The organism is Paraburkholderia sp. 22098, from assembly GCF_052045935.1.
In the GTDB taxonomy this organism is placed as follows: domain Bacteria; phylum Pseudomonadota; class Gammaproteobacteria; order Burkholderiales; family Burkholderiaceae; genus Paraburkholderia; species Paraburkholderia caledonica.
Window position 1 is genome coordinate 315,514 of record NZ_JBQEPV010000002.1, and the last position, 20,848, is coordinate 336,361.

At 60.5% G+C, this 20,848-nt stretch carries 19 protein-coding genes and 1 pseudogene; 9 read left to right on the forward strand and 11 right to left on the reverse strand.

Annotated features, from left to right (window positions below; genetic code table 11):
* Positions 1 to 31 precede the first annotated feature (31 nt).
* Both ACTJLB_RS04805 and ACTJLB_RS04810 read right to left on the reverse strand, forming a co-directional pair.
* Positions 32 to 967, reverse strand: a complete 936-nt coding sequence (locus ACTJLB_RS04805; protein ID WP_310071124.1) for a LysR family transcriptional regulator — start codon at positions 965 to 967, stop codon at positions 32 to 34.
* A 16-nt stretch (positions 968 to 983) separates the two neighbouring features.
* Complete coding sequence (locus ACTJLB_RS04810) at positions 984 to 1,868, reverse strand: LysR family transcriptional regulator (protein WP_440782626.1); 885 nt, start codon at positions 1,866 to 1,868, stop codon at positions 984 to 986.
* Positions 1,869 to 1,919: 51 nt separating this feature from the next.
* On the opposite strand from ACTJLB_RS04810, the gene ACTJLB_RS04815 reads away from it, so the two are divergent.
* The 5 genes from ACTJLB_RS04815 to ACTJLB_RS04835 all read left to right on the forward strand — a co-directional run bounded on the left by ACTJLB_RS04815 (position 1,920) and on the right by ACTJLB_RS04835 (position 5,997).
* Positions 1,920 to 2,066 (forward strand): hypothetical protein, encoded by a 147-nt coding sequence (locus ACTJLB_RS04815; RefSeq protein WP_440782627.1) that lies wholly within the window; start codon positions 1,920 to 1,922, stop codon positions 2,064 to 2,066.
* 207 nt (positions 2,067 to 2,273) lie between these two features.
* On the forward strand, positions 2,274 to 3,140 hold the full coding sequence (locus ACTJLB_RS04820; RefSeq protein WP_440782628.1) for an alpha/beta fold hydrolase: 867 nt from the start codon (positions 2,274 to 2,276) through the stop codon (positions 3,138 to 3,140).
* A 34-nt stretch (positions 3,141 to 3,174) separates the two neighbouring features.
* Positions 3,175 to 3,921, forward strand: a complete 747-nt coding sequence (locus ACTJLB_RS04825) for an SDR family NAD(P)-dependent oxidoreductase (RefSeq protein ID WP_440782629.1) — start codon at positions 3,175 to 3,177, stop codon at positions 3,919 to 3,921.
* Positions 3,922 to 4,142: 221 nt separating this feature from the next.
* Positions 4,143 to 4,889 carry an SDR family NAD(P)-dependent oxidoreductase gene (locus ACTJLB_RS04830; RefSeq protein ID WP_440782630.1) on the forward strand — a complete coding sequence of 249 codons (747 nt, stop codon included), beginning with the start codon at positions 4,143 to 4,145 and terminating at the stop codon, positions 4,887 to 4,889.
* 358 nt (positions 4,890 to 5,247) lie between these two features.
* Complete coding sequence (locus ACTJLB_RS04835) at positions 5,248 to 5,997, forward strand: glucose 1-dehydrogenase (RefSeq protein ID WP_408171789.1); 750 nt, start codon at positions 5,248 to 5,250, stop codon at positions 5,995 to 5,997.
* A gap of 230 nt (positions 5,998 to 6,227) precedes the next feature.
* Here the strand turns inward: ACTJLB_RS04835 and ACTJLB_RS04840 are convergent, their stop codons facing one another.
* On the reverse strand, positions 6,228 to 6,935 hold the full coding sequence (locus ACTJLB_RS04840; RefSeq protein ID WP_087750325.1) for an MgtC/SapB family protein: 708 nt from the start codon (positions 6,933 to 6,935) through the stop codon (positions 6,228 to 6,230).
* A 404-nt stretch (positions 6,936 to 7,339) separates the two neighbouring features.
* Here ACTJLB_RS04840 and ACTJLB_RS04845 point away from each other — a divergent pair, with 404 nt between their 5' ends.
* Complete coding sequence (locus ACTJLB_RS04845; RefSeq protein ID WP_440782838.1) at positions 7,340 to 7,825, forward strand: Fis family transcriptional regulator; 486 nt, start codon at positions 7,340 to 7,342, stop codon at positions 7,823 to 7,825.
* A 339-nt stretch (positions 7,826 to 8,164) separates the two neighbouring features.
* Complete coding sequence (locus tag ACTJLB_RS04850; protein ID WP_408410813.1) at positions 8,165 to 9,730, forward strand: methyl-accepting chemotaxis protein; 1,566 nt, start codon at positions 8,165 to 8,167, stop codon at positions 9,728 to 9,730.
* A gap of 145 nt (positions 9,731 to 9,875) precedes the next feature.
* On the opposite strand, the gene ACTJLB_RS04855 is transcribed toward ACTJLB_RS04850, so the two are convergent.
* The 7 genes from ACTJLB_RS04855 to ACTJLB_RS04885 all read right to left on the reverse strand — a co-directional run bounded on the left by ACTJLB_RS04855 (position 9,876) and on the right by ACTJLB_RS04885 (position 17,529).
* On the reverse strand, positions 9,876 to 10,280 hold the full coding sequence (locus ACTJLB_RS04855) for a RidA family protein (RefSeq protein ID WP_440782632.1): 405 nt from the start codon (positions 10,278 to 10,280) through the stop codon (positions 9,876 to 9,878).
* A 235-nt stretch (positions 10,281 to 10,515) separates the two neighbouring features.
* Positions 10,516 to 11,727: a M20 aminoacylase family protein gene (locus tag ACTJLB_RS04860; RefSeq protein WP_440782633.1), complete on the reverse strand. Its 1,212-nt coding sequence runs from the start codon at positions 11,725 to 11,727 to the stop codon at positions 10,516 to 10,518.
* A gap of 66 nt (positions 11,728 to 11,793) precedes the next feature.
* The gene (locus ACTJLB_RS04865) at positions 11,794 to 13,251 is read right to left on the reverse strand and encodes an aldehyde dehydrogenase family protein (protein WP_440782634.1); all 1,458 of its coding nucleotides are present in this window, start codon (positions 13,249 to 13,251) and stop codon (positions 11,794 to 11,796) included.
* A 78-nt stretch (positions 13,252 to 13,329) separates the two neighbouring features.
* Positions 13,330 to 14,655 carry an NAD(P)/FAD-dependent oxidoreductase gene (locus ACTJLB_RS04870; RefSeq protein WP_440782635.1) on the reverse strand — a complete coding sequence of 442 codons (1,326 nt, stop codon included), beginning with the start codon at positions 14,653 to 14,655 and terminating at the stop codon, positions 13,330 to 13,332.
* A 634-nt stretch (positions 14,656 to 15,289) separates the two neighbouring features.
* The gene (locus ACTJLB_RS04875) at positions 15,290 to 15,745 is read right to left on the reverse strand and encodes a PaaI family thioesterase (RefSeq protein WP_027805171.1); all 456 of its coding nucleotides are present in this window, start codon (positions 15,743 to 15,745) and stop codon (positions 15,290 to 15,292) included.
* Positions 15,742 to 16,335: a TetR/AcrR family transcriptional regulator gene (locus ACTJLB_RS04880; RefSeq protein ID WP_288825012.1), complete on the reverse strand. Its 594-nt coding sequence runs from the start codon at positions 16,333 to 16,335 to the stop codon at positions 15,742 to 15,744. Before ACTJLB_RS04880 ends, ACTJLB_RS04875 begins: the two co-directional genes overlap by 4 nt.
* Before the next feature lie 249 nt (positions 16,336 to 16,584).
* Complete coding sequence (locus ACTJLB_RS04885) at positions 16,585 to 17,529, reverse strand: LysR family transcriptional regulator (RefSeq protein WP_440782638.1); 945 nt, start codon at positions 17,527 to 17,529, stop codon at positions 16,585 to 16,587.
* A 143-nt stretch (positions 17,530 to 17,672) separates the two neighbouring features.
* Here ACTJLB_RS04885 and ACTJLB_RS04890 point away from each other — a divergent pair, with 143 nt between their 5' ends.
* Positions 17,673 to 18,611, forward strand: a complete 939-nt coding sequence (locus ACTJLB_RS04890; RefSeq protein ID WP_440782639.1) for a DMT family transporter — start codon at positions 17,673 to 17,675, stop codon at positions 18,609 to 18,611.
* A gap of 145 nt (positions 18,612 to 18,756) precedes the next feature.
* Positions 18,757 to 19,233 carry a YbaK/EbsC family protein gene (locus tag ACTJLB_RS04895; RefSeq protein WP_440782640.1) on the forward strand — a complete coding sequence of 159 codons (477 nt, stop codon included), beginning with the start codon at positions 18,757 to 18,759 and terminating at the stop codon, positions 19,231 to 19,233.
* Positions 19,234 to 19,397: 164 nt separating this feature from the next.
* Here the strand turns inward: ACTJLB_RS04895 and ACTJLB_RS04900 are convergent.
* A pseudogene (locus ACTJLB_RS04900) lies at positions 19,398 to 20,836 on the reverse strand (MFS transporter).
* Between the last annotated feature and the right edge of the window lie 12 nt (positions 20,837 to 20,848).

Consider the following 20,848-nt stretch of genomic DNA (forward strand, 5'->3'; position numbering starts at 1 on the left):
GAGGGTGCGTTCGTGAATATCGATTCGCGCATCATGCGGCTTTCGGTCTGCCGTGCCCCGACATTGACTCGGGCGCGAACTCGGGCTCGAGGCACCCTTCGACGAAAGCCGTGAACTGGCGGGCCTTGCTGCTGGCGAGACGTCCTGTCGGATACACGGCGGACAAGGAAATGGGCGGCAGCATCCAGTCGTCCATGACTGAAACGACCGCGCCCGATTTGAGTTCCGGCCAGAAAGCCCATTCCGATGCAACGGCAAGCCCCATGTCCGCGAAGACGGCCGCGCGCAAGCCTTCTGTCGCGGAGATTCTCACGCGGCCTTGCAGCCGCACCGACGACTCCCCCGCCTCGCTGCGAAAGGTCCATTCTTCGCCGCCGCCCAGATCGCGCGTGTAGACGACGGCGCGATGCGCGGGCAAATCACCAGGCGCTTCGGGCATGCCGTGCCGTTCGAAATAGGCAGGTGTCGCGAGTACGCGCCGCCGCGCGATGCCGATGCGGCGCGCCGTCATGTTCGAATCCGCCAGCTCGCCCATGCGCAGCGCAAGGTCGATGCCCTCTTCGACGAGATCGATATTGCGGTCGTCGAGCACGAGTTCGAGATCGAGATCCGGATGCTGGTCAAGGAACGCCGGCAAGCGCGGCACGATGTGCAGCCGCGCAAAGCATACAGCGGCCGACACGCGCATCTTGCCAGTCAGTCCCGCCGCGGTGCCTCGCGCAGCGAGCACGGCCTCGTCGGCTTCTTCGACGGCACGGCGCGCGCGCAGATAAAAGTTCTGGCCAGCTTCCGTCGGCGTGAGCGCACGCGTCGAGCGCAGCAGCAGCTTCACACCAAGCCATTCTTCGAGCTGCGCAACGGTTTTCGATACGGCCGGCTGGCCGATATCGAAGTGTCGAGCCGCCGCCGAAAACGAACCGGTATCGACAACGCGGATAAAAATTTCGATCGCCGCGAGACGGTCCATCGCGATTCTCCCTCACTCAGTTGGTGGCAATCAGTTCGTCCACTCTCGACAGAAACAGCTTCAGCACAGGCGATGCATTCGAACGACTGTAGCCGATCGCGAGATCGACGGTTGGCGCTTCGCCTTCGAGCGGACGGCTCACGACCGACCACGGCAGCAGATTGTTCGCATATTCGGGCATCAGCGACAAGCCTCGTGTCGATGCAACGAGCGACATCGCCATCGCAAGGTTGTCGACGCCGTGCTCGGGCTTCGGATCGAGCCCATTGTCATCCAGATATCGGGCGACCACATCGTGCAGCACGCGTGCCTTGTTCGACGCCATCACAAACGTCTCGCCTTTCAGATCAGACGGATGGATCGCGCTCTTAGCCGTCAGACGATGATCGCTCGGCATCAGCACGACGAGTTTCTCGCGATAGACGACGCGATAATCGAGATCCAGCCCCGGCTCCGTGCGCACGAAGGCCAGATCGAGCTTGCCTCGCGCCACGGCGTCCGCGAGATCGGGCGAGTAGCCGCTCGACACCGTGACGTCGATGTTCGGCAATTCGTCGCGCAACACCTGCATCGCGCGCGGCAGCCACGTCATTTCCTGCCCCGTCAGAAAGCCGAGTGCGAATACCTGTTTGGTGGGGCTCGAAGCGCGGCGCGCAGCTTCGATGGCGGCATCGACCTGCGCAAGCGCGAGTCTTGCATGGTCGAGAAACGCCTTCCCCGACGCGGTCAGCTCGACCCCGCGCGCGCTGCGGCTGAACAGTTCGGCCCGCACTTCGTCTTCGAGATCGCGGATCTGACGGCTCAGCGATGGCTGCGAGGTGAACAGCCGCTGCTCGGCGGCGACGGTGAGGCTGCCTGTTTCCGCGACTGCAACGAAATAGCGCAGATGGCGTAGCTCCATGTTTTCTCCTGTTCCCGTTCTGTCGCGTCCGGGTGGCCATGCTTTCGAGGTATGCGAGCAAGCCTACAAAGTCTTTTTCCGCCGCGCAAGCGCGCCGGCACACCCGATGAAATCGCCGAATCCATCGTGTACGTGGCGTCGGCCAGCTTCACGCCGGGCGAAGTGCTGCGTGTGAACGGCGGTCGGGCGGCATCGTAAGCCATGCTTCCCGGCCATGCCTTTCAGGCATGGCGCGCAACTTATAAAGTCTTTTTCCTCTTTGTCCGACGCACCTACATTACCTGTCAGGACGGCATCACGCGAAGCGAATACGGGCCGAGTTGACGCAGCAAGCCCGACCCGGTGCATACGTTTCAGCTACGTCGCGTCGCATGACCATCAACCGGTTTTAAGAGGACAACTGCCATGACCCGCCACACTCACCAGACCGCGCCGACCCGGTTCGTCGAAGCCAACGGCATCCGCTTCGCGTATCGCCGCTTCGGCAATCCCGGCGGCGTGCCGCTCGTAATGAACATCCACTTCACGGGCACGATGGATCATTGGGATCCCGCCGTCACCGACGGTCTCGCGCAAAACCGCGAAGTGATCCTGTTCAACAACGCGGGCATTTCGAGCAGTTCCGGCACGGTCCCCGAGTCGATCGAAGAGATGGCCGCCAATGCCGGCGCGTTCATCGAAGCACTCGGATTGAAACAGGTCGACGTACTCGGATTTTCGATGGGCGGACTGATTGCGCAGGAACTCGCTATCACGAAGCCGCGACTCGTGCGCCGCGTGATTCTCGTCGGCACGGGTCCGCGCAGCGGCGAAGGCATGGCGACGCTCACGCTTGAAGCGCAAGAAATTTTTGGAGCGTCATACGCGCATCCAGACGACCTGTGGCTGCGCGTGCACTTTTCGCCTTCGGACGCGAGCCAGGCGGCGGGCCGTAGCTTTATCGAGCGATTCCGTCTGCGCAGCGACAATCGCGATCCCGAAGCGAACGACAAGGTCGCGCCCGCGCAACTCGCCGCACTCGCGAAGTGGGGCGCGCCGCGCGAGAACCCGTACGACTATCTGCGCGCACTCGAACAGCCGACGCTCGTTGTCAACGGCGACAACGACGTGATCATCTATTCGATCAATTCGTGGCACTTGCAGCAACACATCCCGAACGCGCAACTGATCCTCTATCCCGACGCCAATCACGGCTCGCTGTACCAATACCCGGAGCGCTTCGTCTCGCACGTCGATCGGTTCCTCTCGGAAGCGGACGCGCCCGAGGCGTAACGCACTCTTGCTCGACATCGAACGGAATTTCATCATGACCAATCTGACAGGCAAAACCGCGCTCGTGACGGGCGCCTCCCGCGGCATCGGCCGCGCCACGGCCATTGCGCTCGCCAAAGCAGGCGCGCGCGTGCTGGTCCACTACAGCAACGCGGAGCAAGCCGCCGATTCTGTCGTTGCGGCAATTCGCGCAGCAGGCGGACAGGCCGACAAGATCGCCGCCGATCTGCGCAATGCGCACGGACCGCATGAACTGGCGAAGCGCGCGCGCTCACTGACAGGCGAACGACTCGACATTCTCGTCGCGAACGCGGGCATCTCGAAGGCCGCGCCGATCGAAGAAACCACCGTCGAGGATTTCGACGACCTGTTCGCCGTCAACGTGCGCGCGCCGTTCTTCCTCGTCCAGCAATTGCTGCCCGTGCTGGGTGACGGCAGTAGCGTGGTGTTGCTGTCGTCGCTTGCGGCACACGCGTCCGTGAACAATCTGTCGGCGTACGCGGCAACCAAAGGCGCGGTCGATACACTCGTGCGCCACTTCGCGTCCGCGCTCGGCGAGCGTGGCATTCGCGTCAACGCGATTGCGCCGGGTGTCGTCGAAACGGACATGTCGAACTTCGCGAAGACGGACGCGGGCCGCGATTTCACGCTCGGCATGCAGGCGCTCAAACGCGTCGCGCAGCCCGACGATATTGCCGGCGCCGCCGTGTTCCTCGCCTCCGACGACGCGCGCTGGGTCACGGGCGACACGTTGCGCGTCGACGGCGGATCGAAGCTTTGATGCTCTCACGCGCGCGCGTCGCCTTCTGGATAGTGCCGTGCGTGAGCGCTCCGACGTTGTGGACGAGCGCCGCGCGTCTCGTCGCATGCCTCGCAGGCATGCCCTCCAGCCTGGAAAGTCTTTTTCACAGCCGCAAGAGACGCCTAAAGTTAGCTCCGTCATGCTCGCCGAGCAGTGCGACACAAGCAACGTGTCGTGAACCTTACTGACAGGAGCCTCAAATGTCCCACCCCGTCGTCCTCATCACTGGCGCCCTCACGGGCATCGGCCGCGCAACTGCTTTCGCGTTCGCGCGTTCGGGTGCACGGCTCGTCGTATCGGGTCGCCGCGCAACGGAAGGCGCCGCGCTCGAAGCCGAACTGCGCGAAGCAGGCGCCGAAGCTCACTTCGTCCTGGCTGACGTGCGCCGCGACGAAGAAGTCCTCAATCTGGTGGATCAGACCGTCGCCCGCTACGGCCGTCTGGACGTAGCCGTCAACAACGCCGGCACGGAAGGCCGGCCAGGACCTGTCGTCGAGCAGACCGCCGACAGCTATGCCGACACGTTCGACACCAACGTGCTGGGAACGCTGCTGAGCCTCAAGCACGAACTGCGCGTGATGACTGCGCAGAAGGCCGGCAGCATTGTCAACATTTCGTCGACTTACGGTCATGAAGGCGCCGCATTCGCATCGGTCTATGCAGGCAGCAAGCACGCCGTCGAAGGCATTACGAAATCGGCCGCACTTGAAGTTGCTGCGACGGGTGTTCGTGTCAACGCCGTCGCACCCGGGCCGACCGATACGGGCATGCTGGACCGCTTCACCAGCACCGCGGAAAACAAGGCAGCGCTCGCAGCCACGGTGCCACTCGCGCGTATCGGCAAGCCTGACGATATTGCCGCAGCGGTGCTCTATCTTGCTGCCGACGGCGCCGCATTCGTTACCGGTCAGATCCTGACTGTCGACGGTGGCAAGACGGCAGGCTAAAGCGGCCTCACATGCTCGCCTGCGCGCTCACTGCCTGGCGGGCAGCTCAAATCCTGCAGATCTGGTCGCGGCCGGACGGCACAGTGGTAACAAATTTAGTTGACGGGCGTGGCGCGTCGCGCCGACGCCGACGTGTTAGGCGCCTGGTTGCTGGCGTCATATCGATAGAACTTTGATTATTCGTTTGAACCGGCGAGTGTATTCGTCGCCACCTACTATGTCCCGCGATGCACCGCGCCTATAGTCAGTCCAAGCCCTGCAACCGATGTCAAGGGTTACGGGAGCCACTAATCATCAGCGACTGAACAGAGCTTAAGAACGGGCCTGGTCCAGTCAACACATTCGATCAAGGACTGACATGACGAAACTATCGGGAAAGATCGCTGTAATCACGGGCGGAAACAGCGGCATGGGCCTGGCAACGGCGCAACTTTTTGCTAGGGAAGGAGCGAAGGTCATCATCACGGGACGCCGCCAGAAGGAGCTGGATGAAGCGGTGGAAAGCATCGGTGCCAACGCGGAAGGCGTGCTGGGCGATGTCTCCAGGCTGTCGGATCTGGACAAACTTCACGACCACGTGAAAGCGAAATACGGCCGCGTGGATGTCATATTCGCGAACGCAGGTTTGGGTTCGCTCGCACCGATCGATCAGGTCACGGAAGCGCAATTCGATGAAACCTTCAACGTCAACGTGAAGGGTACTTACTTCACGGTGCAGAAGCTTCTTCCGCTGGTGCCGGACGGTGGATCGATCATTTTGAACGCATCGATTGCATCGTCCAAGGGTATGGAAGCGTTCAGCGTTTATTCGGCTACTAAAGCTGCGGTGCGTTCGTTGGCACGTACGTTGACGACGGATCTCAAGGCACGCAAGATTCGTGTGAATGCGATCAGCCCGGGTCCGATCGATACACCGATCTTCGGCAAGACTGGCCTGACCGAACAAGAAATTGAAGGCTTCAAGTCGGGCATTACTTCGCAGGTGCCACTAGGCCGCATTGGTCTCCCGGAAGAAATCGCCAAGCCGGCTTTGTTCCTCGCATCCGACGATAGCAGCTATATCTCGGGCATCGAACTAACCGTCGACGGTGGTATGGCGCAAGTCTAAGAGTACGCGGCAGGAGGGCGGTATCGGCTTGAGCCAGCGATGCCGCTATTTGCGTTGACGCTGAGGCAGCGGCGTTTCTAATCAGGACGTTCTGCGTCGCACCGTCGACGTCAACTCGGTGCCAGATGATTCGGGGGGAGGGCCGCGCGCTGGCCGGCACGCGGGACGGAACGTCGTGGCCGTCGCTCCCGGTTTATCAATTGCTCCACCGGGGGCGCAATGGAGTGCGTTTATTCAGGCGTGGGCTCGGCCTCGAGCCCGGACCAACTGACGCTCGATACTCCTTTCTCCATGCTCAGGCGACTGGCAAGCAGTTCGAGCCTGGATTGGTCCTTCGGATGCAACTTCAGCGTTGCAGTGACCTCGATGCGCTGCGGCGTATCTTCGTAGTCGCGGCTGGTCAGGCTCTGGAACGACAGCGGCGCCGAGGACATTGCGTTCGAAAGCACCGCGCGGACATGGATTTCGTCCGCTTCGCGGCAGACCACCGTCAAGGTGTATTGACGTACCAGGTCGGCCGCCGACACCGGTGCCGTATTGATGGCCCGGCTGACTTCACGGAGGACCGTGTTGGTGAGCAGCACCACTCCCGTCCCGGCTGCCGCTGGCCCAAAATGGCCTGAACCGCACAGTACCCCGACAGCCGCGGAGCACCAAAGCGTAGCGGCCGTGTTGATACCCTGTATCGAGCCCTTGTCGCGCATGATGACGCCGCCGCCAAGAAAGCCTACGCCCGAGACGACATAGGCGGCAATCTGCGTCACTCCGGTTGCTCCGTTTCCGGTCAGCACTCCCAGCGTAACGAACAGGCAGGAGCCACAGGCGACGAGCGTGATGGTCCGCAAACCGGCCGTGCGCTGACGCATCTGGCGCTCAAGGCCGATGACAACCCCGCAGGCGAAGGCGGCGAGCAGCCGCAAGAGGAAATCGAACGTCATGTTGGTAAATTCAGGTGGTGCCTGCGTGGGTCACGTCTCGTGTGGGAACGAGCGAAGTATTGTGTGCGCGCGAGGCTTTTTGAAGTCAGCGACGAAATTGAAGAGCCATCCTTGTGCCCCTTACGAACCTGACAGGTAGCGGGCGACGCAATTTTTTGTACCGCAAAAGAATCGTCTGGGTGGCCGTGATGATAACCAGGGCGACGGCCACGACGAAATAGCCGCGAACTACGCCGGTGCAGACGCGACTGTACAGCGTGAGTGTCGGGGCTAGCAGTCCTGAAGTGGCGACTTGCATCAGGCATTCGATTCACGTGATCGCGGCGAGCCGATAGTTGCCGGTCCTGAGTGGCGCTTACGAACCATGAAGTCGTTGGCGTTTCGTGCGCGACGGTTGCATCTTGATGATGCCGTTGGACCCACCATGCCGTGGAGGCAGTGCGACACCGGTTGAACAGAAAGTGAATAAATGGGCCCATCGTCTCAGTCAGTCCAGCCGTAAGCAACGCGAAGCGAAAACGGAATTGCTGCCCTTGCCGAAGCCGATACGCGACGCTTTGTCACTGGAATATCATCTTCAGCTCGAGGCGCTGCACGCGGGTGTGGGCTCTTTGATGGCCCTTCAGATTGTGATGAGGGCGGTCATTGCGACAGGAATCCTATGCGAGCTCGGGTACGGAGATATCCAGAACGCGTCGTACAAAGACCTGGAAAAAATCGCGAATAATTCTTTTTCCTCCGGTGCGCAAGGGCGTTTCTATTTCGATCGCGACGCATTCCGTCTCTTCGCCAAAGTGTTGACGACCCACGATTCGCAGCTGGAAGCCGCTCCCGTCAAGGTAATAGACGAAGTCGCGAAGCGCCTGGAGCGATATCGCGGAGCTGCCTGACGAGAAGACACACAAGATGCCCAAGGCTCAGGTTGAGCCGCGAAAGACCGATAGCATCCAGGATGACGCCACCGTAAATATGCAGGACTTTTGAATATTTAATCAAGCCTTCTATCGGCCCGTTATCGTTGTCGTTTACTCCATGTCTAAAAAGAAATAGTTCACCTCGCTTATCGTTTGCGCAAAGGGACGCTTTTCCGACAAAAAAGTCCTTGAGCGGCTTCCGCCCAAAGCCCCGCTGTTCGCGCGAGTTGTTGAGGAAGAACAGGAAGAGCGGAGTTTCAGGGAGCTGGATTCGTGCCGACATAAGTCATATCCACACACGTAACGGAACGAAGCATGAAATCGATGACTGTCAGCAGAAAACTCGGCTTGGCGTTCGGCCTTGTTGTACTCATATCACTGGTTGGCGGCGCGATATCGCTGATTAACTTTCTCAGCCTTAATCAGGCGAATGGCTGGAACGTCCACAGCTATCAGGTACTTCGGGCGAACGACGACATGCTGACCAACATGGTGAACATGGAGACCGGCGTGCGCGGCTTTGTCGCCTCCGGCGACGATCGGTTCCTCGAGCCGTACGCGGCTGGAAACAGGGACTTCGCGAAGTCTTTCGACCTCGTTCGCAGCCTGACGGCGGACAACGCCAGCCAGCAGGGGCGACTCGAGACGCTGCGCGACATGCACCAGAGAGTGGCAGAAATCGACGAGAAGCTGATTGCCATGCGGCGCGATGTCAACGCCGGCAAGCAGCCTGCCGACGGGTTGATCGATTACTTCAAGCAGGGAAACGACAAGCAGTTCATGGACCGCTATCGCTCGGTGTCGGCAGAACTCGGCAACGCCGAGCAGTCGTTGCTCGATCAACGTTCGGGCGCAGTCGCCAGCATGACGGCATCGACCAAGCTGGCGCTCGGGCTCTCCGGCACGATCACGGTTCTTGTGTCCATCGTTCTTGGTGTCTTCATCACCCGCGGCATCATGCGCGCATTGGGCGGGGAGCCGGCCGAGGCTGCGAGGGCGGCACAGCGCGTTGCGGAAGGTGATCTGGAGGCGGCCATTGCGCTTGCGCCGAACGACCAGACCAGCCTGATGGCGTCACTCGAATCAATGCGCCAGCAACTGCGCGCTATCGTTTCCGACATTCATTCCACGGCGGAAGCCATTACGACCTCGGCGGGCGAGATCGCGCAAGGTAACCTGGACTTGTCGCAGCGCACGGAAGAGCAGGCAGCGTCACTGCAGGAAACCGCGGCTAGTATGGAGGAGTTGACCTCCACGGTCCGTCAGAACACCGAGAACGCGAAACAGGCAAACGCCCTCGCTGCGAATGCCCGCGAGGAGGCAACGCGCGGCGGCGAAGTAGTGAACCAGGTGGTCGAGTCCATGCGCGACATATCGAGCAGTTCGGGTAAGGTGGCCGACATCATTACCGTGATCGAAGGCATCGCGTTCCAGACCAACATTCTTGCGCTGAACGCAGCAGTGGAGGCCGCGCGTGCTGGAGAACAAGGCCGCGGCTTTGCAGTCGTAGCGGGTGAAGTCCGTACGCTGGCACAACGCAGCGCGAGCGCGGCGAAAGAGGTCAAGGACCTCATCACGAGTTCAGTTGAAAGTGTGGCTAAAGGCTCGGAGCAGGTTGGGAGAGCGGGCACGACCATGTCCGATATCGTTCAGTCGGTCAGGCGGGTGACGGACATCATGGGGGAAATCGCGTCGGCGTCTGACGAACAGGGAACGGGAATTGAACAAGTGAACGTTGCTGTTGGACAGATGGACGCGGTGACACAGCAGAATGCCGCGCTCGTTGAACAGGCATCTGCCGCTGCACAGGCAATGGCTCATCAGGCGACGTCGCTTCGGCACGCAGTGAGCGTCTTCAAGCTCGGGCACAAAGCTGCTTGAGCGAAAGCGATCGCCGGCTGATCACGCGAATGCCGATAGCGTGCATCAGCCGCGAACAGCTTCAAAAGATCGACTCCTTGCGCGCACGCCGTTATAAGTCTTGAGCGCGACGCGCAACATCGTTTCCGAATCCCGACTGGTTACGCTATACCAACGCGACCGCTTCGATCTCGATCTTCAGACCGAAGTGGAGCGCTGGCACCGGCACTACGGCGCGAGCGGGTCTCGCATCGCCCGCCCAACGCGCGTAGATCTCGTTGAAGCTCGCCCAGTGCGCGACATCGACGATATAGACACGAACCTGCGCCAGTTTCTTGATATCGCTGCCCGCACCGGCAAGCGCGGAAGCCAGATTTGCCAACACCTGCTCGGCCTGGGCTTCAAAAGAACGCTCCGTAAGCTTTACGCCGTTCGCGTCGATAGGAAGTTGGCCCGACACAAAAACCAGGCCATTTGCGACCGAAACGTGGCTGTAGTGACCACCCGGTGTTGCCAGTCCAGCGGGGTTCATCGTTTGAAGGAACTGCGCATTCTGCTGATGCTGATCCATGACGAACATTCCAGGTGAAAGGACCGCTTCGACCACAGCCACGACGAGGTCAGGAAGCTATTGGGGTTTTGTATTCGGGAACTGGAGTGCCAATCCCGGCGCCATCAAAATGTAGCATGGAGTCTACGGGTATCGGCAACCAGCGACGATTCGGAGGTCGATAGGATCGCAACCGTTAACCTCGGGGAATTGACACACGGTGGCGATCACAAGCAGCATGCATTGTTCGATTCCATCATGGCTTTTGAACTGGTCTTTCAGGCCGACGAGTCTGGAAGTATTGCTGCGCCAACGTAATCCAGTATTGAACACCTGCTGGAATGATGTCGTCGTTGAAGTCGTACTTCGGGTTGTGCAGACCCGGTGCAGTCTCACCGACATGGGCGTTGCCGATCAGCACATACGTGCCGGGTCGCTCTTCCAGCATGAAGCCGAAGTCTTCTGACGTCATGTTGGCCGGCACGTCGGCGTGCGTACGTTCATCGCCGAAAGTCTCGCGAATGACGGCTTCGCATAGTTGGGTCTCGGCCCGCGTGTTGATGGTCGCCGGATAGTACTGGAAGAACGTGACTTCGACCTGAGCGCCGTGCGCGGCCGCCAGCCCTTCGCACATTAGCTGGATGTCGCGCTGCAATTTCTGCTGCAGTTCCGATGAAAGCGTACGTATCGTTCCGCGCAACTCGGCGCTGTCCGGAATGACGTTGTCGGTGTCGCCGGCGTGGATCATGCACACGGAGATCATGGCGGGATCGACTGGGTCCTTGTGTCGCGCAGCGATGGTCTGACAGTGCAGCACCATCGAGCAAGCCAGCGGAATCGGATCAAGCCCGAGATGCGGTTGCGCCGCATGAGCGCCCTTGCCGGTGACTGTGATCCTGAAGCGCGAACCCGCCGCCATGATCGGGCCCACCCGCAAGCCGAAATGCCCACCCGGCAAACTCGGCCAATTGTGCATGCCGAACACTGCCTCGGTGGGATATTGCTCGAAGAGACCGTCGTCGATCATTTTTCGCGCGCCCGCGCCGCCTTCTTCTCCTGGCTGGAACACGAAATGAACGCTGCCAGGCAATTGCGGCATGCCTTTCAGAATGCGCGCGGCGCCGAGCAGCATCACCGTGTGGCCGTCGTGCCCGCACGCGTGCATGACTCCGTGAGTGCAGGACGCGTGCGTGAAATCGTTGGCTTCCTGGATGGGCAACGCATCCATGTCCGCACGAAGCACGATGCCCCAATGCGGATTCTCGCCCGGCAAGCTTGCCACGACGCCTGTTCCGCCCAGTCCGCGCGATACCGTATACCCGAGTTCCTCGAGCTCACGCGCGACGACATCCGCGGTCCTGTGCTCTTCAAAGCGCAACTCGGGATGCGCATGAAGGTCGCGTCGCAACTCTGCCCAATGCGGATGATGCGCGCTTAGCGATGTTTCGGGAATATCGGTGGTTTCCATTCTCGGCACCTTTCTAAAGCGGGCAGCATCAAGTCGGCGACATCACCGCGTGACGTCTTGCGATGGTTAATCGTAGTACCCGAGGATCGACTTCACCTCCATGTACTCTTCCATTCCTTCGATCCCGTACTCGCGACCGTTTCCGGATTGCTTGTATCCGCCGAACGGAGCTTGCGGGTCCCACGCCGGATAGTTCAGATGTACCTGGCCTGATTCGATGCGCGCGGCGACCCGACGCATCAGCGTTTTGTCGGTGCCCTGCACATGCGCGCCGAGCCCGTACACGGTGTCGTTCGCGATGGCGATCGCTTCTTCTACCGTGTCATACGCGAGGATCGCGAGGACCGGCCCAAAGATCTCCTGCTGCGCAATCGGCATGTCCGTGCGTACATCCGAGAAGATTGTCGGGCGCGCATAGAAGCCCTGGCTCAAGCCGACGGGTCTGCCTGGACCGCCCACGATCAGCTTCGTGCCGTCGTCCACGCCCGCTTCGATCATCTGCTGCACCCGGTTGAACTGTGCGCGATTCGCGAGTGGACCATGAGTCGTCGTCTCGGCGAACGGATCGCCGACGATCATCTGTTTCGTCGCCGCCGCGGCGAGTTCATCCGCCTGGGCGATGACGCTGCGTGGGACGATCAGGCGCGTCGGCGCGCTGCATGACTGGCCCATGTTGCGAAACGCAGCCGCTACGCCGAGCGTGACCGCACGCGGCAGATCGGCGTCAGGCAGCACGATGTTAGGCGACTTGCCACCCAGTTCCTGCGCAACGCGCTTAACCGTCGGCGCGGCCGCCTGGGCGACCAGCACGCCGGCTCGCGTCGAACCGGTGATCGACACCATATCGACTTGCGGATGGGCCGACAGCGCCGTCCCCACTTCTGGCCCCGTGCCGCTCACGAGGTTGAACACGCCCGCTGGAATGCCCGCTTCGGCGACGATCTCGGCAAACAGCAGGGCGCTCAGCGGCGACAACTCGCTGGGCTTCAGGATAACGGTGCAGCCGGCAGCCAGTGCCGGCCCGACTTTCGCGGTGATCTGATAGATCGGCCAGTTCCACGGCGTGATGAGCGCGCACACACCGATCGGCTCGCGCGCGATGGCGGTGGTGCCACGCTGGGCGACGAACGGATAAGTCGCGAGGTTGTCGCGTGCGACGCGGATATGTTCGGCCGCGAGCGGCACATGGGCACTGCGCGCATAGTTGATCGGCGCGCCCATTTCCATCGACAGGGCAAGCGCAAACAGTTCGGCTCGTTCGAGGAAGAGGGCATGAACGCGGTCGAGCAGCGCGGCGCGCTCTTTGGGCGAAGTCGCGGACCAGCTCGCGAACGCTTTGCGCGCGGCTTGCACCGCGCGGTCCACGTCGCCGGCGTTCCCTAACGGGATGTCGCAAAGCGTCTCTTCAGTGGAAGGGCAGACCACGGCGGTGCGTTCCGTGCCGATAGGCGCGACCCATTCGCCGTCGATAAAGAAGCGGTCCAGATGGCCAGCCTGCATCAGATGAAGCACAGGGGATTTCATTGCTGCTTGTCCTTGTGTCGATACCGTGCGCTCGTAGCAGGCGAAAGCGCACGGATAGAAGTCGAAACGAAAGCGTTGTCAGAAGTCGGCGACCTTGCCCCACGCCGATTTGTCGAAGCGTTCGGGACGGTAAGGCTCGGGGTCGACGATCGGCGTCGCGCCTGTGACCATATCCGCCACGAGATGACCGCATCCAGGCCCGATTCCGAAGCCGTGGCCGCTCAGGCCAGCGGCCAGCACAAAGCCGGGCAGCGACTGCGTTTCGCCGATGGCGGGGATGCCGTCAGGCGTCATGTCGATATAGCCGGCCCACGAGGCCGTTACGCGTGCTTCGCCAATCACCGGACACAGATCGATGGCACGCCTGCGAATTTCCGTGAGCGTGGCTTCATCGGCGCTGGGGTCCAGCACGCGCATTTTTTCCATCGGCGTCGGCTGATCGAGCCGCCAGCGGTTCAGGCCTTCATGGCCCGAGCGCACGCCTTCCAGACCGCCGGGACTGAGGCTCTGCCAGCGACGCGCGAACATCGGCAGAAAGTCCTTCGCATAGCGAAGTTTTTGCAACGTGGGATCGAACTTTGCCAATCCGCTGATGGCGAGCGAATAGGTTTCGTCGCCGCGACGCGTGATCGTGATGCTTTTCGTGTGCAGCGCATCCGGCAACGTGCCGCGCGGCAGCGAGACCGACGCGACCGACGAGCGAATGGTCGCCTGGGGCAGGCGGATGCCGAGTTGCCGGCAAAACGTCGAGGCCCATGCGCCGCCCGACAGCACCGCGATCTTCGTACGGATCACGCCGTGCTCGGTCACGACGCCGCTGACCCTGCCGCCCTCTGTTTCGATGCCCCGTGCCGCGCAATTCTGATGGACCGTGCCGCCCAGCTTGATGATGCTGCGTGCCACGGCCGGGGCGGCGTTGGCCGGGTCGGCCGTGCCGTCGGTCGGCGCGAACACGCCGCCTTTCCAGCTGCGTCCGGTTGCGGCCGCCCGCTCGTTGGCCTGTTTGCTGCCGAGCACTTCGGTTCTGACGCCGGCCGTGCGGGCGAATTCGCACCAGCGCGTCCATCCGCCGAGTTCGTCGTCGTCGTTGCTGAGATACAGCAGACCGCCGCGGCGAAAGCCGGCGGATTCCCCGGATTCGTCTTCGAACTGCTGCCACAGTCGCAGGCTTTCCGTCGCAATCGGCAATTCTCGCGCATCGCGGTTCTGTTGCCGGCACCAGCCCCAGTTCCGGCTGGATTGCTCGCCGCCTACGATGCCTTTTTCGATCAGCGCGACTTTGACGCCACGCTTCGCGAGAAAACATGCAGTGAATACGCCGACAATGCCCGCGCCTATCACCACGACGTCGGCGCTATCGGGCAGCGCCGGGCTGCTATCAATGCGGGTCAACGGTACGCGCATCTATGAAAGTTCCTTCGTGAGTCGCGTGTCGGGTAAATGTCTGTCGGCGACTTTGCCAGTTGCAACGCCCAGAACCGGTACGACCGGTAGACCGGATCGGGTGCGCCTTGATGCGCGGCGGTGCCGAGATGCTTGCTGTCGGCTCGAAGAGCCCACGGATCAGCAAGACTTCAAGCGCGCTATACGGGCCGGGCCGGTAGAGTCTTTATGGTACGTGGGCAATGTCACTCTGCGACGCTCGAAAAATATTTCAAAAGAGTATGAAAACTGCGTTTGGCGTGCCTTGCGCAGCATTTTATGTGGCGCGCTCATCGACTTGACTCGCTGGAGCGGCGAGTCGCGATCCGTAGAAACGCGGCCAGGCTTCGATTGCGTAGCGCGGCGTGACGGCCTGATAGGTGTGATAGGTCTGATGCCGCGTCCCGGTCGCACACGCAGATTTGTAGAATGCTCAGCCGCGCTTGAACTGGATGCAAGGCGCAGCAACGCAATCGCTGGCCGACGGGTGGGGCGCAATTGATAATTGCCAGCAGTTGGGTGCGCAACAGGGCCGTAAGCTGTTCAATCCTTCGCAGTGGGTATCTGGCTCGATACCGCCTGCAATTCGCCGGCTTTAGTTCGCAGGCGGCATTGTTCACGCTAGCTTGTCGATGACGAGCAATGTCGAAGTGGCCGACGCATATAACTTTCCGGTGCTGTCCTTTAGCGTGGCCTCGGCGAACGCCGCGCGGCGGCCAATGCTGATCACCCGGCCTTCCGCCCGAAGCGTGCCGGTCTCATGCGTTATCGCTTTATGGTACGAAACCTTGAGTTCCAGCGTTGTATAGGCTTGCGTTGGCGATAGACGCGAATGGGCGGCGCAGCCGCATGCGGAGTCGAGCAGTGTGGCTGCATATCCGCCATGTACCGTACCGATAGGGTTATAAGCTCGGAGTGACGGTACGCTTTCGAAAGCTGCGAAGCCTTCCGACGCTTCAACCAGCGTGAAGTCCAAGGTATCACCGATCGGTGGTCGTCCCCCTGATTGCATCAATTTGTGTAGCTGCTCCAAGCCGGAGAGATTGGGTGGCAGCTGTTCGACAAGGTTCATTTGCAAGACTCCAGGTGGAAGCGTCGTTTAAGCGCTGTCTTCGCGCGCATCAATATTTTGTCGGAGCGCGTTTGATCCGGCTCCCCTCTGGCAAGCATTAGCGCGCCAACCATCTCGCACAATAGCGACTCCGCGTTCGGGTTCGCCTCTGTGTCTCCAAGCTCCGACAAAAGCCCTGCAAGCCGCTTTCGCAGCCGTGTCGTTCCCTCTGCAAAGGCCGCGCGTGCTTCAGGGGATACCCTCGTCATTTCAGAAACTAACGCAGCAACCGGACAACCAACCGGAATTGCGTCCCGGTGCGCGCGCGACAGATAAAAGCGGATGTAATGCCAAAGGCCTTGCGCAGGCGATCGACCGGATACTTGATGGAGAAAGTGGGCTTCACTCTCTTCAAACATCGTGGCAATGGCAGCAGTCACAAGCTCGTCTTTCGAACGAAAGTGAGCATAAAAACCCCCATGGGTCAGTCCGGCGCCCTCCATAACCCGCGCCACGGCAATCTGCTGTGGCCCGTGAGCCCGAATTGCATCAGCGGCTACCTTCAGCAGCTTTTGACGCGTTTCGTCTTTGTGTGTAGCGCCATATCGCATTGACCGGTCCCGACCATAGTATGATAACCATCATATAAAGAAACGTGTTCAATCACAACGCTTCTCGCCGCGACAGTTTTCGCGAGAGCTGGCACCGCCGTCAGGCGGCGAGTCGTCCGTTCGCTCTGCGACTCGCGCCAGGCAGGTTTAGTTTTGCTGGCCGACTTTGACGGCTGACGTTAACAGACGCGAAGACGAATGCGACTGACAATGCGGGCATCCACACTGTGAAAACGGGTCGGTCCGCGCTCATAACGTAAAGAACGCGGCATCTTCTCTGAGCCTCGGGACGATTCGTCTCTCTGCCCACTCCAACCACGCCCGGGTCCTGGCATCCATGAAGTGCCTGGAAGGCAGGAGTGCATATATTCCAATGTCCGGCGACCGCCACGCGGGTAACACCCGGCGGAGCCGGCCATCGCGGATCGCGTCTATGACCGAGAAAAGCGGAAGGAGCGTTATTCCGGCACTCCTCACAGCAACATCGAGCAGCAATTCTGGCGTGTCCGCCACCAGCGGTCCTTGCGGGGGAAATTCCTGCACCGGGCCTTGCCCGTCTGTCAGTCGCCATTCAGGAGTGATGGAAGGATTGATCAGACGCAGGCATGAGTGCTCGCTCAATGCGGTGGGTGTCGTAGGCTCGCCGAAGCGTTGCAGATATTCGGGCGACGCGCACACCACCGCGAATGTCGTTCCCAGCCGACGCGCCACCAATCCCGAGTCAGTCAGCGACTCCGCCAGATAAAAGCTCACGTCTACACCGCGGGCGAGCAGGTCGGGAAAGTACTGCGAAGTACTGTAGTTGACGATGACTTCGGGGTAACTCGCACAGAAATCGGCGAGCGCAGGCGCGACATAGTGGTGGCCGAAACTGGTCATGCATTGCACGCGCAGCCGGCCAGACGGAGTGGATGCCGTCCCGGAGGCCTTCGCTTCGGCTTCGTCCATAAGCGCAACGATCTCGCGACAACGCTCGGCGTATTCGGCGCCTGCATCGGTGAGTATCCGATGGCGGGTCGAGCGCTGAAGCAGCTTGACGTCAAGCCGCTTCTCCAGGTCCGACACGAGCCGCGAAACCTGCGCCGTCGTGAGATCCATCTGCTCGGCCGCGGCAGTGAAACTGCCGCTATCGACCACACGCAGGAACGCGCGAATCGCATGGAAGAGGCCTGTCTGTAGGAGGTCTTTGCGCATTCCGTAAATATACTTTGTTCGACGGTCTATTGTTACTGAAGTTGTAGCGTCTCACAATCGGGCCACTAAATGGCAACCGCGGAGAACCTCCCATGAAACCCGATGTGCGTGCTCCGGTGAGCAGTAGCGGCCGGCTTGCAGGCTTGCTGATTCTCGTTTTGCCTCCGCTGTTGTGGGCCGGAAACTTCGTGGTCGGCAGGCTCGCACGTAACGACGTGCCACCTATGACGCTGGCCTTCGGCAGGCATCTCATCGCGCTGGTGTGTCTCCTGCCGTTTGGATGGGCCGCGATGAAGCGCGACATGAGTCGGTATTGGGCGCTTCGCTGGCGACTCGTGCGCGTATCCCTCGCAGGTATGGTTGCCTTCAATCTTCTCGTCTATGTAGGGCTGCATTCGACGACGGCGTCGAATGCCCAGTTGATGAACTCTGCCATTCCGGTGCTGATCATCTTGATCGGTGCTGCATTTTTCGGGCAACGGCTGACCGCCGTCCAGAGCTTCGGACTCGTTCTGTCCTGCGTCGGCGTTTTGACCATCATCTCGCACGGCGACACTGCGCGACTGTTAGCGCTTCAGTTTTCCCGTGGCGACCTGTTCGTCTTCGGCGCGATGGTGGCGTTCGCTCTCTTCTCGGTCTGGCTGCGTTCCTTTCCGGCGGACATGGACCGTCTCGGGCTACTTGGCGCGCAACTCGTCATCGCGGTAGTGGTGCTCTTTCCGCTGTTCATGTGGGAGTACATCGCGGGGGAACGTGCAACCTGGAACAGCGCGTCTCTTGGAGAAATCATGTACGTAGGGCTCGCACCATCCCTGATCGCCAACCTCCTGTATATGTTTGGCATTGCGCGCGTAGGCCCAGCTCGAGCGGGGCTCTTCATTCACCTGATTCCGCTCTACGGCGCGTCGATGTCAATCGTGTTTCTGGGCGAGACGCTGCACGTTTATCACGCGATCGGCATGGCCGCGATCGTCGTTGGTCTGGCCTGCTCACGTAGCAAAGACAGACCGGTATCCCGGTCTGCCGATGACAACGAGGGCGATCGCTATAGCAAGCGTCGTCGGGTACAAACGGTTGGATGAGTCTCCTACGCTTTGACCACTTTATCGATCGCCCTCACGGGTAGCAACCGCCGTCAGTACGCCTTGGCAGCTTGATGAACCGTCTTAAAGCGTAGGCCGATCCAGGCCACATCAACTTCACAATGTCATATCTGCGAGTCCGAACATGAGTTTGCAATCCGTCCGTACATTTCTTTCACAGCATGCTCCCGACCTCGAAATTCTTGAAAAGCAGACGAGCACCGCCACTGTCGCGGAAGCCGCCGATGCCCACGGCGTGTCGCCGGGGCAGATCGCGAAGACGCTGTCTTTGTGGCTGAAGGACGAGGTTATCCTGCTGGTGCTTGGAGGTGACGCGAAGATTGACAACCGCAAGTTCAAGGACCAGTTCAAAGGCAAGGCCAGGATGCTCAATGCCGAGGAGGTGGTTGAATGGACCAGTCATCCGGTGGGCGGGGTGTGTCCGTTCGGACTGCCGCGCGAAATGAAAGTCTTTGCGGATGTGACGTTGAAGAAGTTCGATGTCGTGTTGCCTGCAGCGGGCGCAACGAACGCCGCACTGCGCATCGCGCCCCAGCGCCTTATCGAACTGGTTAGGGCAGAGTGGGTCGATGTCGCTCAAGGTCCAGCCCTGACCGTCTGACGGACTGTTTTCTTCCTGTCCGTCAGCGAGGCAAAATCGACATGACTTCCGCTCGTTGGACGGCGCGGCCGCGACTGAAGTTATCGCCTCCGCGGCGTCATGCAATCGTTGGTCCCCACTGTAGTCTGTGCCGCCGCTTGGAGTTAGGCGCCTCTGCAAAAAGTTCAGCGAGAAATGTCCTCCAGCGACTTTCCAAGCGTCCGAGGCCCCATCAGTCCGATTGCGAGGATAACCAGCATCATCGCGCCGGCGATGAAAACGAACACGCCGGTCACGCCGAAGTCCTCAGCATGAATGCAATGATGAACGAGCTGAACACCGCGGATGCACGACTCCATGAATAAACGAAGCCTACCGCCCGTGCGCGAATCGTCGTGGGGTACAGCTCCTGCTGATAGGCATGGTAGGTGAACGATATGATGTTGCCCGCCAGCGTTAGACAAACGCCCAGCATCACGATCGCCACGGCCGACGTTGTTTGGCTAAAGAGAAGTCCGGCCACAATGTTGAGCGCCGCCATGCAAACAATGACGTGCTTTCGCTCGAAGCGGTCAGCAATGAGATAGCCGAGCAAAGGTCCAAGAGGCGCCGCCAACCCGATGACTGTCGTGTAGAGCAGGCTCGACGTCACGGTGATTCCCTGCTTCACAAGCAGCGTGGGTACCCAGTTAGCAAAACCGTAAAAGCCGACCGTCTGGAATATGTGAAAGACGATCAGCATGACGGTTCGCTTGCGGTACGGCGCCTTCCACATATCAGAGAAGCCGCCTTTGATTGCGATCGGCTCGGATGGTCCTGGCGGAGGAAGCGGGCTTCCGTACTGGCTTTCAACCTGCGCTTCGAGCCGGGAGAGCACGGCGTCGGCCTCTGCGAATCGCTGCTTGCTGGCGAGCCAACGCGGGCTTTCCGGCAGGTTTCGACGGAAATACCATACGAACGCCGCACTGATGCCGCCAATCAATACGACCCACCGCCAACCGTCCAATCCCAGACAGGATTTCGGTACGAGCAGGTAAGACAGGAAGGCTACGACCGGGACCGCGGAAAAGCCGATTGCCTGGCAGACTGCAAACGCACGCCCGCGCATATGCTTCGGTGCGAGCTCGGACATGTAAGTGCCAATGGTGATGAGTTCGACGCCGATACCAAGACCGGAAACGAAGCGCCAGAAGTTCAGTCCTGTCGCTGTATCCTGGAAGGCCATTACCGTATTGGCCGCTACGTACCAGAGCAATGAATACGTGAAGATTGCACGCCGGCCAAAACGGTCAGCGAGGAATCCGCAGGCGATGGTTCCGACGAACAGACCGCTAAAGAGAGATGCGATAAAGCTGGCGACACCCGACGTTCCGAAAAGCCCGTGCGTCGTCGCAGTGAGAATTCCTGCCTTCACGAGACCAGGCGCGATGTACCCGGTGAAGAGCAAATCGTACAGTTCGAAGAAGAAGCCGAGGCTAAGCAACACGATCAGTTTCCAGACGCTCCGCGTGGCGGGAAGTCGGTCAAGACGTGCAGATATTGCGGCTTTATCGACGAGCGAATCCTCACCGGGCACGCTGGTTTCTTTGGCGCCTAAGGATGAGGCGCCTTCCAAAGTGGTCATGGTTGTCTCCGT